At 54.0% G+C, this 15,370-nt stretch carries 10 protein-coding genes; 4 read left to right on the forward strand and 6 right to left on the reverse strand.

Going from position 1 to position 15,370, the window contains the following annotated elements:
* The 3 genes from VFE46_09865 to VFE46_09875 form a co-directional block, all read left to right on the forward strand.
* The coding region (locus VFE46_09865; GenBank protein ID HZZ28294.1) for an NAD(P)/FAD-dependent oxidoreductase at positions 1-841 on the forward strand (841 nt) is incomplete at its 5' end.
* 340 nt (positions 842-1,181) lie between these two features.
* Positions 1,182-4,112, forward strand: a complete 2,931-nt coding sequence (aceE, locus tag VFE46_09870; protein HZZ28295.1) for a pyruvate dehydrogenase (acetyl-transferring), homodimeric type — start codon at positions 1,182-1,184, stop codon at positions 4,110-4,112.
* Positions 4,113-4,214: 102 nt separating this feature from the next.
* A complete protein-coding gene (locus VFE46_09875) occupies positions 4,215-5,666 on the forward strand; it encodes a 2-oxo acid dehydrogenase subunit E2 (protein HZZ28296.1) in 1,452 nt (483 codons plus the stop codon).
* Here VFE46_09875 and VFE46_09880 read toward each other — a convergent pair.
* Entirely contained in the window at positions 5,627-6,115 is a 489-nt protein-coding gene (locus VFE46_09880) for a DMT family protein (protein ID HZZ28297.1), read from the reverse strand. The genes VFE46_09875 and VFE46_09880 overlap by 40 nt on opposite strands.
* Before the next feature lie 339 nt (positions 6,116-6,454).
* On the opposite strand from VFE46_09880, the gene VFE46_09885 reads away from it, so the two are divergent.
* Positions 6,455-9,445 (forward strand): hypothetical protein, encoded by a 2,991-nt coding sequence (locus VFE46_09885; GenBank protein HZZ28298.1) that lies wholly within the window; start codon positions 6,455-6,457, stop codon positions 9,443-9,445.
* Between the two features lie 35 nt (positions 9,446-9,480).
* Here VFE46_09885 and VFE46_09890 read toward each other — a convergent pair whose 3' ends face one another.
* The 5 genes from VFE46_09890 to hflX all read right to left on the reverse strand — a co-directional run bounded on the left by VFE46_09890 (position 9,481) and on the right by hflX (position 15,234).
* A complete protein-coding gene (locus tag VFE46_09890) occupies positions 9,481-10,443 on the reverse strand; it encodes a dihydrodipicolinate synthase family protein (GenBank protein ID HZZ28299.1) in 963 nt (320 codons plus the stop codon).
* Positions 10,440-11,213, reverse strand: a complete 774-nt coding sequence (locus VFE46_09895) for an RluA family pseudouridine synthase (protein ID HZZ28300.1) — start codon at positions 11,211-11,213, stop codon at positions 10,440-10,442. The genes VFE46_09890 and VFE46_09895 overlap by 4 nt, the downstream gene beginning before the upstream one ends.
* Before the next feature lie 109 nt (positions 11,214-11,322).
* On the reverse strand, positions 11,323-12,840 hold the full coding sequence (locus VFE46_09900; protein ID HZZ28301.1) for a Gfo/Idh/MocA family oxidoreductase: 1,518 nt from the start codon (positions 12,838-12,840) through the stop codon (positions 11,323-11,325).
* A 203-nt stretch (positions 12,841-13,043) separates the two neighbouring features.
* The gene (locus VFE46_09905; GenBank protein ID HZZ28302.1) at positions 13,044-13,835 is read right to left on the reverse strand and encodes an SDR family NAD(P)-dependent oxidoreductase; all 792 of its coding nucleotides are present in this window, start codon (positions 13,833-13,835) and stop codon (positions 13,044-13,046) included.
* A 22-nt stretch (positions 13,836-13,857) separates the two neighbouring features.
* Entirely contained in the window at positions 13,858-15,234 is a 1,377-nt protein-coding gene (hflX, locus tag VFE46_09910; protein HZZ28303.1) for a GTPase HflX, read from the reverse strand.
* Positions 15,235-15,370: the final 136 nt, after the last annotated feature.

The raw sequence follows: 15,370 nt of genomic DNA on the forward strand, positions 1-15,370 counted from the left end.
GGGCTCGAAGGTAACGGTCGTCGAGTTGACCGATGGATTGCTGCCTGGAGCCGATCGAGATTTGGTGCGACCGTTGCATAGTCGCCTGGAAAAATTGTTTGCCTCAATTTTGCTGAGTACAAAAGTTGTTGCTCTGGTAGACAAGAAAGATTACATAGAAGTCCAACTGCAAAATGCTGATGGCAGCAAAGAACGGGTCGAATCATTCAGCCGTGTGCTGGTATCTGTCGGGCGGCGACCCAACAGTGACGGCATTGGCCTGGAGAATACCAAAGTTAAACTTGACAAACGTGGTTTTGCTCTGACCGACGAGTCGCAGCGCACCGACGATCCACATATTTTGGCTATTGGCGACGTGGCAGGTGAGCCAATGCTGGCGCACAAAGCTGCACATCAAGGCAAGGTTGCTGTCGAGGCATTGCACGATGAACCCGTGGTATTTGAACCCCGCGCCATTCCGGCGGTAGTATTTACCGATCCTGAAATCGCCTGGGCAGGGCTAACAGAAGAACAAGCGAAACGCGACGGTCGGCAAGTAGAAGTAGTGCGCTATCCTTGGGCGGCAAGTGGTCGCGCTGTTTCATTAGGCCGCACTGAAGGCCTGACGAAGTTTCTTATTGATTCCGAATCAGAGCGGTTGTTAGGCATTGGCATTGTTGGCGCTGGTGCCGGCGAATTAGTGGCTGAAGGGGTGTTGGCCATCGAGATGGGCTGTACTGCTAGAGACGTTGCGGAGTCCATTCATCCCCATCCCACATTGAGCGAAACCGTCGCCTTTGCCAGCGAGGCTTTTCTTGGCATCGCCACGGAAATCTACCGCCCGCATGCACTCGAACGCTGAACAACATGGTTCTTCTCCGGCTTCTCGGCGACGCTTGGAAGCATTTGTGGTTTCTGAAGCAGATCGAAATTTCTCTTACGCCAACCTGGGGGAGACTATTCGTCTGGCCTACCCGATGGTTCGGAAGGTACAGCGGCGTTTGGCGGTCCAATCGAAACCTGCGATGGTTAAGGCCGTGACTAATTGCATTCGACCGAGCATAGTATAATTAAGAATCGAAGTCGGGAGGCGCCTTGTAATGCGCGTGAACTTCCCCCTTTACGAATTTCCCTAAGTGCTAGATAATGTGGGAGATAAGTATAGGTGAAGCAAGTGGGTCTCAACTAGGAACTATTGGCTTATGGCCCAAGAAAAAATCGGATCGAATTCGGCAGGAAGCATTGTTGGGGACAACGGCTTTGAAAATGGCGCTTCTGACAAAAGTAGACCAAGTAACGGCGCTTCTAGTGGCGAAACCGGCTTACAAGCCGAGGAGAAGTGGCTGGACGATTCGGCCCAAGAAGCGTCGTCGTCAGTAGATGAAACCGAGGGATCGATTGCCGAAGAATCGCTAGCCGAAGCTCCCGCGGAGTTGCAGGGAGAACCACCATCGGTTAGCGCGGAGGTCGATTCCGACGTAGCAGAAACTCAAGAGTGGCTGGAATCGCTGCGCTATGTGCTGGAAAGCAAAGGTCCCGAGCGAGTTAGTTTTCTGTTGGCTAAACTTAACGAGGTGGCGCATCAGGGAGGAGTGGCACTGCCATTTAGCGCGACCACACCCTATGTAAACACCATTCCTGTCGATCGCCAGCCGCCATATCCTGGTAACCGCGAGATTGAGCGCCGAATTAAAAGCATTATTCGCTGGAATGCCATGGCGATGGTGGTACGGGCCAATCGCGAACATGATGGCATCGGCGGACACATTTCGACCTATGCTTCGGCAGCCACGCTTTACGAAGTAGCATTCAATCATTTCTTCAAAGGCCGCGGCGACGATTTCTCGGGCGACCAGGTTTACATTCAAGGGCACGCTGCTCCCGGAATTTATGCGCGGGCGTACCTGGAAGGACGCTTGACCGAAGATCAACTCACTAACTTCCGCCAAGAATTGCAGCCGGAAGGAGGACTCTCGAGCTACCCGCATCCGTGGCTCATGCCCAGCTTTTGGGAGTATCCGACGGTTTCGATGGGATTGGGTCCTATCATGGCAATTTATCAGGCTCGGTTCAACAAGTATCTGGAAGATCGTGGCATCAAAGACACACGCTTGCAGAAGGTGTGGTGCTTTGTCGGTGATGGCGAAAGTGACGAACCCGAAACGCTTGGCGCGCTAACGTTGGCCTCGCGTGAAAATCTGGACAACCTCATTTTTGTCGTGAATTGCAACTTGCAGCGGCTCGATGGCCCGGTGCGCGGCAACGGCAAAATCATTCAAGAATTGGAAGCAGTTTTCCGGGGTGCTGGCTGGAACGTTATTAAAGTCGTTTGGGGCGATGATTGGGACGCGCTGCTGGAAAAAGATGATAGTGGCTTGCTGATCAAACGCATGGGCGAAGTGGTCGACGGCGAATATCAAAAATACGTGGTCTCACCAGGCAGTTACATTCGCGAGCAATTTTTCGGGAAATATCCGGAATTGGCCAAGCTTGTCGAAAACATGTCGGATGAAAAGCTAGCCAAGCTTCGCCGTGGAGGCCACGACCCGGAGAAAGTGTATGCTGCATTCAAAGCGGCGGTCGAAACCACCGGGAGACCCACCGTCATTTTGGCCAAGACCATCAAAGGTTACGGCCTGGGTGAAGCCGGCGAAGGCCGGAATATTACGCACCAAGTGAAAAAGGTTAACGAACAAGAATTGCGTGAGTTCCGTTCGCGGTTCGGAATTCCAATTTCCGACGACGAGGTTGCCAAAGCTCCATTCTATAAGCCGGCTCCCGACACGCCGGAAATGAAGTATCTTCATGGTCGCCGGCAAGAATTAAGTGGCTATGTTCCCAGCCGGCCGACAAAGTTACCCACGATAAAAACCCCGTCCTTGGAAGAATACCGCCCGTTTATTGAAAAAAGCGTGGGACGCGAAGTTTCTACGACGTTGGGCGTCGTGACGCTGATGGCGGCACTCCTAAAAGACAAAGACATTGGCAAGTACATCGTACCCATTGTGCCCGATGAATCACGCACGTTTGGCATGGATCCGCTTTTCCGACAGTGCGGCATTTACGCTCATGCCGGCCAATTGTACGAGCCAGTCGATATGGACCAGGTGCTTTACTATCGTGAAGCCGTAGACGGCCAAATTCTCGAAGAAGGCATTACCGAAGCGGGGTCGATGTCGTCATTCATCGCCGCGGGCACCGCATATTCCGCTCACGGCGTGCCTATGATTCCGATGTTCATTTACTATTCGATGTTCGGCTTCCAGCGCATCGGCGATTTAATTTGGGCGGCCGGTGACATGCGCGCGCGGGGATTCATGTTCGGTGGCACTGCCGGTCGCACAACACTTAACGGGGAGGGCTTGCAGCATCAGGATGGCCACAGCCACTTATTTGCCATCGCTTATCCGACGGTGAAGGCCTACGATCCTGCATTCGTGTATGAAAGCACCGTTATCATTCTGGATGGCATGAGGCGGATGTATCAGGAAGGTGAAGACACGATCTATTATCTCACGATTCATAACGAAGGCTACGAAATGCCGGCGATGCCGCAAGGAGCAAAAAAGGGAGAGATTGAAGAGGGCATTATCCGCGGCATGTATAAATTCAAAACCGTAGAAGCCGGCGACAAGAAATTACACGTGCAATTGCTCGGTAGCGGGGCTATTTTACGCAGTGTGCTCCATGCACAAAAACTATTAGCTGAAAAGTTTGACGTGAGTAGTACGGTATGGAGCGTAACCAGCTACAAAGAACTACGGAAGCAGGCCCATGCCTGCCGCCGTTGGAACATGCTGCATCCCAATCAGCGGCCGAAGGTCAGCTACATCGAGCATTTGTTCGATGGCTTAAAAGGTCCATTTGTTGCCGCTTCCGACAACGTGCGAGCGGTCGCAGAACAAATCGATCCATGGGTTCCCAGTGGATTGTTCGCGCTCGGCACGGATGGTTTTGGCCGTAGTGAGACTCGGGCGAACTTGCGGAGACATTTTGAAGTCGACTCTCAATGCATTGCGGTTGCCGCGCTATATCGGCTTGCGGAAATGGAGCAGTTCGATCGAGCAAAAATCGCCGCTGCCATTGAAGAGTGGGGCATTAACCCGGAGAAAGTTGATCCGTTATTTGCGTGAGAAGCGGCGTGTGCTTGCCTACGGGCCTGGGAGCCTTACCGAGATTCGATTTTTGTGCGTTTTGATTCCTGATTCTAATTATTTTGGCCATTTCAGTCACAAATGTCCGACTTCAAACTACCCGATTTGGGCGAAAACATCGAATCCGGCGACATCGTTTCCGTGTTGGTTAACGAGGGAGACATTGTCAAAGCCCAGCAGGATGTTGTCGAAATTGAGACCGACAAAGCTGTTGTGTCGGTCCCGACCGATACGGCTGGCAAGGTGACGAAAATTCATGTTTCCAAAGGACAAACGGTGAAACCGGGGCAAGTAATTCTTTCCTTGGAAGCGTCGACTGAAGCTTCTGCGCGTACCAAGGACCCGGCCGCATCCGCAAAGGCGTCTTCAGCGCCTTCAAAAGCTCACGCTACGTCCTCCAAAGCCCCCACGCCATCGGCTAGGTCGACTTCCCAAAAACAACATGAGGCGACTCCAGCGGGCAGTCCTGCAAAACAGGCAACATCGCACAAGCCCAGCCGTACCTCCTCACCAGATGGCAATGGTTATTCACCATCGGCAGTGCCTGCTCCATCGACCAAACAGGTAGAAATTGCCCCCACGTCGGCCGCTGCTGATGAAGCCGATGGCCACGCCAGCCCAAGTTCAACGACTGCACCGGCGGGACCTGCCGTGCGTCGCTTGGCTCGCGAACTGGGTGTGGATTTAGACCGTGTGCAGGGGACCGGCGCCGATGGCCGCATCACTCGGGAAGATGTAATCACCGCGGTGCGGCATGCCAACGAGGTAGTTGCCACATCAGCTATGGCGACGGCATCCCCATCCGGTCCGATGGAACGCGACAATTACGGCGCCATTCGTCGTGAGACGATGACTAAAATCCGTAAGACGATTGCCGCCAATATGGCGCGCTCTGCGACGACCATTCCACACTTAACGAATTTTGATGATGCGGACATCTCGGAATTGGAGCGGCTTCGGAAAGAAAGCGCGGTGGCTTACTCTAGCTCAGGAATCAAACTCACCTCGCTGGCGTTTGTGCTGAAGGCAGTATCGCTGGCGTTGAAACAACATCCCGTGCTAAATGCTTCGCTCGATATGGAGACCGGAGAAATCATTTATAAGCAATACGTCAATTTGGGCGTGGCAGTCGATACCGATCGCGGGTTGATTGTGCCCGTGCTACGCAGTGTGGATGCTCTTTCCATACCGCAAATTGCGCAAGGCATTCAATTGCTGGCTGAAAAGGTGCGTCAAGGCCAGCAAACATTGGACGATTTGCGGGGAGGAACCTTTACGATTAGCAATTTGGGTGCTGTCGGGGGGCAGTATTCGACGCCGATTATCAATTATCCCGAAGTCGCAATTCTGCTGGCAGGTCGTTCTCGAAAAGTGCCGGTTGTAACCGCCGACGACAAAATCGAGCCCAGGCTAACAATGCCCCTGAGCTTGTCGTACGATCACCGCCTTGTCGACGGCGCCGCCGCCAGCCGATTCTTGAACGAGGTCATTGGCTATTTGGAATCATCTGGGCGATTACTATTGGCGCCTTGATTCGTCTGGGTGATAGGGCTTGGGTCTTTTACTGCAGCTTGTCTTTCGTGGACATGTGCCCAGCGCGGGTACATCATCACCACCACGGCCAAAATAATCAGCGCATATGCCGCCCAATCGGTCGCGCGTACAACATCTTTCAGCACCAGCGCGTTAAAAATCACAAATGCGGCGATTGTAATAACTTCCTGTATGATTTTGAGCTGCGGCGCGGAAAATTTAGCGTTCCAGGCGCTCTGCAGCCAACCGTCGCTGTCTGTGAGAGTTTGCTCGTTTCCATCTGCGTGTCCATAGCGATTAGCCGGTACTTGAAAGCAGTATTCGAAGAACGCGATCGACCAGCTCAGGAGAATTGCCACAAACAATGGAGTACTCCTGAATTTCAAATGGCCATACCAGGCGATCGTCATGAAGGTGTTGGAGCAAATCAGCAAGGCAATGGTCAGCATGGCGTCTCCCCTGGAAATTCCTTTAATTCGTTGCGGCAATAATTTGGTTGAATTTAAACAATTTGCAGCCTAAAAGCAGCAGCCGAGATTTAGGGCTTTTCGATGACGCTTATTCGCCCGGCTGCACGACAAAAATGTTGCAAAAACGAAACATTTCCGACGCATTGAGCGTGCCCAAATCAATGGAATTCGTATAATTGATGGGACGGGAAATAGTGCGAGCATTTCGGCATAGTAGATGCACTGGGAGGGGAAGATTTCCAAAATCCATCTTCTCTTCATCAGATACGCAACCGTTTGTCATCGGAAAGACAACATTTCTCGCCAAGGAGTCTTGTCATGAGGCCGCGGTTCCACCAGGCATTTTGTACGACACTGCTCTCAGTTGTCGCCTTCGCCTTTTCGTGGACTGTCGCTTGGTCCACTTCGTCGCACGGGCAGTTAGAAGCTGCATCAACCGTAGCCCAGGACAGCAACCCCGTCCCTGGCGATATCGTCGCTCCATCCTTGGCCCCGCCGCTGCCTGTGCCTACAGAAACCAATACCAATGCCGACGTGCCCGCCGGGACGGAAGTGCTTGCCCAAGGACCGGTGCATGAAGCATTTGCCAAGCCGATGGAATTAAACCCGCTGCCTGGTCCAGTTGTGAAAAGGCGGCCGCCCGATCCCATTCGGGAAATTCCTCCCGCGCAGCAGCCAGATGGCGAAAACATCGTCTGGATTCCCGGTTATTGGACCTGGGATGACGATAAGCAAGATTTTATTTGGGTAAGCGGCGTGTGGCGGAATGCCCCGCCCTATCAAACGTGGGTGCCAGGCTATTGGAGCGAAGTGGAAGGGGGCTACCAATGGACGCCCGGTTTATGGACGGCTGCCGCTCAACAGGAGGTTTCCTACCTGCCGGCGCCACCGGCAACTCAGGAAAACGGTCCGTCCAGCCCACAACCCGGTGCAGACCAATTTTGGATTCCCGGCACCTGGGTATATCAGAACACTGATTATGCGTGGCAACCCGGATATTGGACGGTCGCCCGGCCGAATTGGATTTGGGAGCCGGCCCATTATTGTTGGACACCTGGAGGGTATGTGTTTGTCGACGGTTATTGGGATTACGATCTAACGCACCGAGGCTGTTTGTTCGCGCCGGTTTATTTCGCGCAGCCGGTCTTCGCCCAACCGGCGTTTGTACACACTCCCGCCGTAGTGTTTAACGTGGGGTTATTCAACGATTGGTTATTCGTTCGGCCGAGATTCGGCGCGTATTATTTTGGAAATTATTTTGGCGCCTCTTACGTCAGCCTTGGTTTCTCACCATGGTTTGCCGTTGCCATTGGCGGCCGACCGCATTTCGATCCGCTGTTCTCTTACTACAACTGGCATAATTCACTTGCCGACCGCAATTGGTTAGTTCATACGCAGCAACATTACGAACTGCTTCGCCGAGATGCCGCGCTTCGGCCGCCGGGCACTTTTGCCGCCCAACAGCAGTGGTTGAAGAATAATCCGAATGCCGGCAATGCGGCGCTGGTCTCGCCGCTGCGGGAAGTTGCTAAAGATCCGGCGAAATCAGATTTCAAATTCCACACGGTGACAATGGCTGATCGTCAGGCTTTGGCGGTAAAGGGAAATGAACTGCAGCACTCGGCCGTGCAACGGTCCGATTTCGAACGCAAGACAGCAACGAACTCCTTCAATGCAAACAATACTGATTTGCAACCCAACAACCGCGGCAACTTGGGTTTTTCCAAGAACAACGTGGCAGGAGCAAATCCTAGAGAAACAACTGCTGGAAGCGAAAACGGAAACGCTACGACCACAACGAAGTTTAAGCTGCCCACTGCGGCTGCTTCGAAAATGACAACCGCCGGCAACGTGTCCAGTGGTGGTAATTCATCTTCGTACTCCCAGGGGTCAGAAAAATTTTCGCCAAACAACTTTGGAAACAATTTCTCAAACACAAACGATGGGCGTGGGCAGAAGCTCGACGGCGGCGAAAAAGCTTTTGGAAATCAGCAAGAGAAATCCGGCTCTACTTTTGGAAACAACAATCTATATGGTTCAGGTAGCACTAGCTCGTCAACAACGCAACGATTCAACCGGCCCAGTTTGATCCAACCGAGCAACGGGATGCAATCGGGGAATGTGAATTCCGGCGCTGGAAGCCAAAGCTCAGGCGCTGGCTCGAATCAGTACCAATTGGGAACTCAAACTTCGCAACGAATGCAGCTGTATCCTGGGGCCGGCGGGCCCGTCAACAATCCGACGAACGGCGCCGGAGCAAATCCCTCGGGCCGCGGCGCCAGCGGATCGGGGACGGGATCGGGTGGCGGATCGAACAACAAGGACGATTCCAGTAAAAAGAATAAAACTTCGGATACCACTTCCCCGTACCCACACACCGATTTTGAAGGCGCCAAGCCTTCGCTGGTTGATGTGCGCGACGTGCTGAAAAAGGATCGCGATCGCGTCCAAAATGCAATTGCGCCCGTCGACGACCCGACCAATCCGAAAAAGACAGATGATTTTGATGTGGCTGCTGATAGCCACAGTGGGGATCATAATTCGAGCGGAACTTCAAAAGATTCTGCCAGCGGGAAATCCAGCGGTCCGCAGCTTTACCATTTGCCCGAATTATTTCATCCCGCAAACGCCAAGGATTTCTTTCGTAGTCCTCTGCTCTCGGGCGCCCCGGAGAGTGAATCTGCGCCGGAAAGCGAATCCGGCACGCCAGACAGTAAAAATTCAGACCAGGGTACTTTGGGGAACGATCGGAATGTCGCCGGATACCCTCCCGGCGGTCCATCGCTTGGCACTGGCGTACCGCAGGGCCCCGCTGGGACGTCGACTGCAAAACAACATAGCGCACCGCCCACACGAAATCCAGGACTTGTAAAGTACGATTACCAAACCTTATCGGAACGTGGGCGAACGCTTAGCACCCCCGGCGTGCGAACCTCTTATGCAGCCACTTCCTCCGGCAGTCAGCCCTACGATGACACTGTCGGGCCATCGCCCCTTCAGCACAACATCGGCAGCCCCACAAATTCAATTGGCCCTGGCATGGAGAACCATGTGCTTTATGGTCCGCTTGGATCGCCGAGCTCATCGGCGGGATTGCCTGCTCCTTCTGGCATGCCGATGGGGCCATTAACGACCGGCAGCGGCAGCAATAGCAGCTCACCGTACAGTTCGGGCAGCTACATTCCCAGCAACACACTCCCCACAATGCAACATTTCGATTTGCACCTGCCTAAACCGACGAATAAAACTCCGCCTTCAGACGCCGGTCAACGAACGTACGACCCGGCCCACGGGGGTTACGGAGGCTAAGCGGTGCCTCCATCGGATTTTCTTGTAGCTTATTTTCAATAGCTCTGATTGCTCTTACCGATCAATCCCAGCCCACTGAGTAGCTGCGCAATCTTTCGTTCGATCTCCGGTCTTTCACACTGCTGCGTTTCGCTGAGAGGCTGTCGGCCCTGGCCTAGCTTAAATCCCCGCAATTGCACGCCAATGCGAAATCCGCCAGGAAAATCGGCCGCATTCACGAGAGCATCAAATAACTCCACTAAACGTAATTGCAGTGACCGGGCTGCATCAATTTGACCGGACTTCACTAAATCGTAAATCTTGCGAGTCACTTCCGGCGCTACGCCGCTGGTGGCATTTGTTCCTCCTTGGCAACCCATCATCAACATCGGCGCTAGCGCCGCTTCCCAGCCCGACAAAAACACAAAATCTGGCCGTGCTGGTTGCACTGCTGCCATCATGCGTAGCATTCCAGCCATGTCGCCCGAAGAATCTTTGATCCCTACAATGCGCGGGAACTCCGCCAGCCGTTGCAATGTAAGCACGTCAATTGGGCTGGCGAACATCGGAATGTTGTACAACGTGATGTCGATCGGCGTCTGCCGAGCAATCTCGCGGAAATAAGCATATACCGATTCCGCACTCAACTTGTAGTAATATGGCGCGACGATGGCCACGGCCCGCGCGCCGTATTGCAAATAAGTTTCGCAAGCGTGTATCGTTTCCCGCACATTAGCTTCCGCCGCGCCGGCCAGCACTATCGCTTTGCCTCGAGCTTGTTCGCACACGATTTGGACAATTCGCCGTCGCTCTCCCGGCGTGAACCGTGTGAATTCGCCGGTCGATCCGTTCGGGTACAGCCCATGCGCGCCGTGTTCAACCAGCCAATCAACGTACCGCCGCAGCTCCGCTTCGTTGATTTCGCCCGCATCGTCCAGTGGAACCATATTCGGCACAAACATGCCTTCGATCTTTTGGGGCTCGGCGTGTTTCGGCGTGACGCTAGTTGATGACATCATCGAATCTCCGCTTCCGGCTTAACAAAACCTGCGACTTCAGCTATGATTCCCAGCCCGTGCCAGGCATTGCCCACCGGCGCAACGAACGTTAGCTGCTCCTGCGTGACCGCTTGGGCAAACGACAACTGCCGAGCGTGCAACGCAATGGCCTGTAGGCGTAGATCTTCATATTGCAGGCCAAATGCAAGGCGGCTACCGTATTGAGCATCTCCTAGCACCGGATGTCCACGGCTGGCTGTTTGCACCCGCAGTTGATGCATGCGACCAGTTTTCAGTTCAATTTCCAGCCACGAACCATGTGGCGTGTTACCCAGCGTGCGGTAGTGCAATACCGCCCGTTGTCCCTCCGGGTGGTTTTCCTCTACGACTTCCACGCGCGCCTCGCCCGGAATTTTTCGGAGCCAATCGATCCACGTTCCCGCGGCTGGTTCCACAATTCCCTCCACGGCCGCCCAATAAAGCTTTTTGACCGATCGCTGTTCGAACTGCTTGGAAATTTTCCGCGCCCCTTTTTTGGTTTTCGCCATCACAATCACGCCCGACACTGGCCGATCTAGCCGATGTGGCACTCCCAAATAAACGGTCGGCGCTTGACCGCTTGGGTCGCATTGCCAGTACACCATATCGGCATTAACGCGTGCCTGGAGAAGAGTCCGCACCTGCAGTTCGAGCGAATCAATGCCGCGCGGCGCTTGCGTCGACAGTCCTGGTAACTTGTTGACCACCAGGCAATGATCGTCCTCAAACAGAATATCTAGTTCCGGCAACATGAATTACATTATCATCTGCGCGGCATCAAATAAAAAAGCCCACGGATTGTAATCTGTGGGCTTGAGTGTTTGCACTAGATGTACACGCGACTGACTAAACCAGCCAATTTCACACTTGCCCGGCCGCCGGTACTACAAAGGGAGCGCGGTAATCGCGGGTCCGCATTTGGTTGGCCTTGTCGTTGCCGACGAATTCCATAGTTTGCGGATTCATTTTCAGGAAATTACCGCATTGGAACATGGTTTTGTCGTCGATCGTCACGCCGTTTTCTTTCAAGTGTTCGACCACCCGATCCAGCGTGTCCTGAACGTTATCGTTCGATTTGACCGCCTTGAGCCGGTTGATGACTTCATCCTTCGCAACCTTTTCCCCCAGCCGATAACTGGTATTGCCCATGTGGACTAGGCAGGCGCTAAGCACGCCCTCTTCCACATCGCAGTGCAGGTCATCCTTGTTGCGGCTATGCACGGCCTTGATGAAGTTGACATGGTGCTGCGGATAGCTTCCGCCGCTGAAGGCCTTAATTTCCTTGCCGTCTTTGTCGAAGGCTTTGCCGTTGGTGTAGCTGGTCATGGCCACGTACCCATCGGTGCCTTCGAAAATAATGCCGATGTCAACTCCCTTCAGCGGCTTGAACTTTACGTTTGTCAGGCCGCGCGTCTCGAATTCCAACGTCTTTGGCCCGAAATCCAACAAAACGTTAATCGTGTTGGGTGTTTCGCCGGCGTCGATATACCCAAAGCGGCCACCATAAGCAATGACCCCATTGGCGATTTGATTTACTCCCAACCCCCACCGGGCGACATCCATTTCGTGAATGCCCTGGTTGCCCATGTCGCCATTGCCATAATCCCAGAACCAATGCCAGTTGTAGTGCACAGGTCCCTTTTCGGCGGTGTAATAGCGCGATTTTTCACGATAGGGTGCAGGGCCCGTCCACAAGTTGTAATCGATATTCTTGGGCACGTCGTGCTCGCCGGCGGGGCCTATGGACATGCGCGATTTATAGCAAATGCCGCGGGCCAAATTTACGTCTCCAATTTTGCCCGCTTTGATGAAGTTGATGGCGTCAATCGTGCCGGTCATCGATCGGCTTTGCGTGCCGATTTGGCAAATGCGGTTGTGCTTGCGGGCCGTTTCAATCATCCGCTGGCCTTCCGAAATGTTGTAGGCGGCGGGCTTTTCCGTGTAGACATCTTTGCCAGCCTGCATTGCCCAAATGGCCAGTAGTGCATGCCAGTGGTTGGGGACTGCGGCGGAAACACAGTCAATATCTTTATTGTCGAAAGCTTCGCGGCAATCTTTGTAGTATTTGGGCCGTGTGCCGCCAGTCTTCTTGGCAATTTCATCACAACGCTTGTTTCCAACACTTTCGTCGACGTCGCAAATGGCGACGATATCGGCCTGGCCTTTATTGGCTTCGTCTAGCAAGTTCTTAATATGCGAATCGCCTTGGCCGTTCACGCCGCAAATGACAAACCGCAGTTTTTCGTTCGGGCCTTTTTCGGTGATGGAAGTAGATGTATTTTCGGCCGCCAGCAATTTGCCGATGGGTCCGGCCGCGCCAGCAGCCGCTGCGGCAATCAACGAATCGTGAAAGAACTGACGTCGAGTAAGTTCCGACATAGCCGAGTGCTCCTTCCAAAATATTAATACGCTGTGACTCGCGTTCCCCCACGCAAGCGATAAATAAACGCCGCAGCCTGTGAGCTTGTAGCATAACTTGTATGGGCACGATTGGCTACTATTTGCGCAAAAACGTAGTGATCCTCGATCTTGGCAATGGGATGCCCGGTGGCCGGGCTGAGGCCCCTAGGCCCCCTAGAATTTTAGGCAAACCGCTTGAGAATGCGGTCGAACAGTTGGGGGACCCAATAAGCGCCCCGCACGAACCAGCGTGCCCTAAAACCGGGGATAATTTCCCGCTTGCCGTGCGCCATGCCGCGCACAATAGCCCGGGCCGTAACATCGGCCGTTAATGCTCCCTTCAACGACCAAGGCACTTCGCCTTGTTTGCCGACGAGGTTATTCCAGAATTCCGTGGCGGTTGAACCCGGACTTACCAGAAGAACATCGATTCCGAGCGGGGCTAACTCAATCCGCAATGCCTCGCTCCAGCCGCGCAAAGCAAATTTGCTGGCACAATAATCGCTATTTTGCGGCGTAGCCCGATGGCCGAGGATGGAACCAATGTTGACGACAATCGGTTGCCGTCCCGATTTCAGCAGCGGCAACGCCTCGCGAGTAAGCTCGACGGCTGCAAAGAAATTGGTTTCAAACACTTGCCGAGTGAATTGTGGATCGCCTGTGGCAAACCGCGCCAAGGTGCCGACGCCGGCGTTGTTCACCAGAATGTCCAACCCGCCAAATTTTTCCTGCATCGCCGCCAAGGCTGTAGTTCGCACCGCCGGATCAGTAACATCGCCCACCACAAATTCCGCTCTACCAACGCCGTTGCTCAGTTGTGAAATTTCTTGCGACACTTCGCGCAGCTTTTCTTCGCGACGAGCCAACAGCATCACGTTGGCGCCATGCCGTGCCAATTCCAAAGCAATCGCCCGCCCCAAACCACCTGATGCTCCGGTAACAAGTGCTCGAGCGCCAGAGATGGAACGGTGCATGGCGGAGCAAATCGAAAGGCGTTTAGCCGCGAGCCGAATGGGGAGGGCTGTGGCCGGAGGTGTGATTTAAATCGCCATTTCCGCCGACAATCGCATTCACGACGGCCTTTCCATTTCCATTCTTGTGCGGCCGAATTACCGCCGTGTCGTCATGCAGCCGACCCAAGTGACGTTGCGAAATGCGGCAGTGAACGACAACCCGCGAGTCGTTGTATCGTTGCGATAACACTTCGCCGTAAGCGGCTAAATACGCGAGGAGCTTTCCGTTCTCCACGCCGGTTTCCACATCGATATCGACGAATTCCCGGCTGAGCGATTGGCTAACGATCTCGGCCAAGCGGTCCAATCCAATCCTCCGTCTTGCGCTAATTGGTACCGCATTGGGATACCGGCTTAACAACATTTCCACTTGACCACGATCGGTGGCCGCATCGATTTTATTCAGCACCAAAATCGTGTCTTTCGCATGAATGCCCAACTCTTCTAGTACGCCATACACGGCGGTGATTTGTACGCGAGCCATGGGGCTACTGGCGTCAGCCACGTGTAATAACAAATCGGCCTGCCGCGCTTCTTCCAGCGTGGCTTTGAAGCTGGCGATCAAATGGTGGGGCAAATCGCGAATGAACCCCACGGTGTCGCTCAACAACACTGGGCCCCAGCCGGGTAATTGCCAGCGCTTGGTGCGCGTGTCGAGCGTTGCAAACAGCTTGTTGACGGCCAGCACGTTGGCTTCGGTCAATGCGTTCATCAGCGTGCTTTTGCCGGCATTCGTGTAACCGACCAGCGAAACCGTCATGCGATCAACCCGTGCCGCCACCTGCCGTTCTTTGCGGCGATGGATGGTCTGCAGTTCGGCGCTCAGATCGTGAACACGTTTTTCCACCAGCCGGCGGTCCACTTCCAATTGCTTTTCGCCAGGACCGCGCATGCCGATGCCGCCTTTGATTCGCTCCAAATGCGTCCACAATCGCTTCAATCGTGGCAACGAATATTGCAATTGCGCCAACTCCACGGCCAAGCGGGCTTCATACGTTTGAGCGCGGCCGGCGAAAATATCCAGAATTAGTTCCGTCCGATCCAGCACTTTCAGCCCGATAATTTGCTCCAGATTGCGCGTTTGACTAGGAGCTAAATCGTTATCGAAAATAACCACATCGGCATCGGCTGCGGCAGCCAGCCGCTGAAGTTCGTCAACCTTTCCCCGGCCCAAGTAAGTGGTTACATTCGGGGCCTCCCGCCGCTGCGTGAGTGTGCCAATCACGCGGGCTCCAGCCGTCATGGCGAGCCCTTCCAGTTCTTCCAACGGGTGTTCCTCGGTTGAGCGCCCATTCATTAAGACGCCGACGAGAAACGCTGCCTCGCTGGCAACGCTGTCCGTGCGAGTTAGTTCAATCACGCTTTGATTTGCCTCCAGGGTAAGATCGGAATCAAACCGCGAGGCAATCGCCTACTTGCACGAGATGAGGTGGATTTCGATCTTTGCATCGAGCCTCGCAGGAATAGTTTTAGGACAACATTTTCCGTCCAGGGTT

This window comes from Pirellulales bacterium (assembly GCA_035656635.1).
GTDB lineage: Bacteria > Planctomycetota > Planctomycetia > Pirellulales > JADZDJ01 > DATJYL01.

What these genes read in the sequence shown, in the direction of transcription:
- aceE (HZZ28295.1), top strand. Translation starts at nt 1,182, where the DNA reads ATGGCCCAAGAAAAAATCGGATCGAATTCGGCAGGAAGCATTGTTGGG.
- VFE46_09875 (HZZ28296.1), top strand. Translation starts at nt 4,215, where the DNA reads ATGTCCGACTTCAAACTACCCGATTTGGGCGAAAACATCGAATCCGGC.
- VFE46_09880 (HZZ28297.1), bottom strand. Translation starts at nt 6,115, where the DNA reads ATGCTGACCATTGCCTTGCTGATTTGCTCCAACACCTTCATGACGATC.
- VFE46_09885 (HZZ28298.1), top strand. Translation starts at nt 6,455, where the DNA reads ATGAGGCCGCGGTTCCACCAGGCATTTTGTACGACACTGCTCTCAGTT.
- VFE46_09890 (HZZ28299.1), bottom strand. Translation starts at nt 10,443, where the DNA reads ATGATGTCATCAACTAGCGTCACGCCGAAACACGCCGAGCCCCAAAAG.
- VFE46_09895 (HZZ28300.1), bottom strand. Translation starts at nt 11,213, where the DNA reads ATGTTGCCGGAACTAGATATTCTGTTTGAGGACGATCATTGCCTGGTG.
- VFE46_09900 (HZZ28301.1), bottom strand. Translation starts at nt 12,840, where the DNA reads ATGTCGGAACTTACTCGACGTCAGTTCTTTCACGATTCGTTGATTGCC.
- VFE46_09905 (HZZ28302.1), bottom strand. Translation starts at nt 13,835, where the DNA reads ATGCACCGTTCCATCTCTGGCGCTCGAGCACTTGTTACCGGAGCATCA.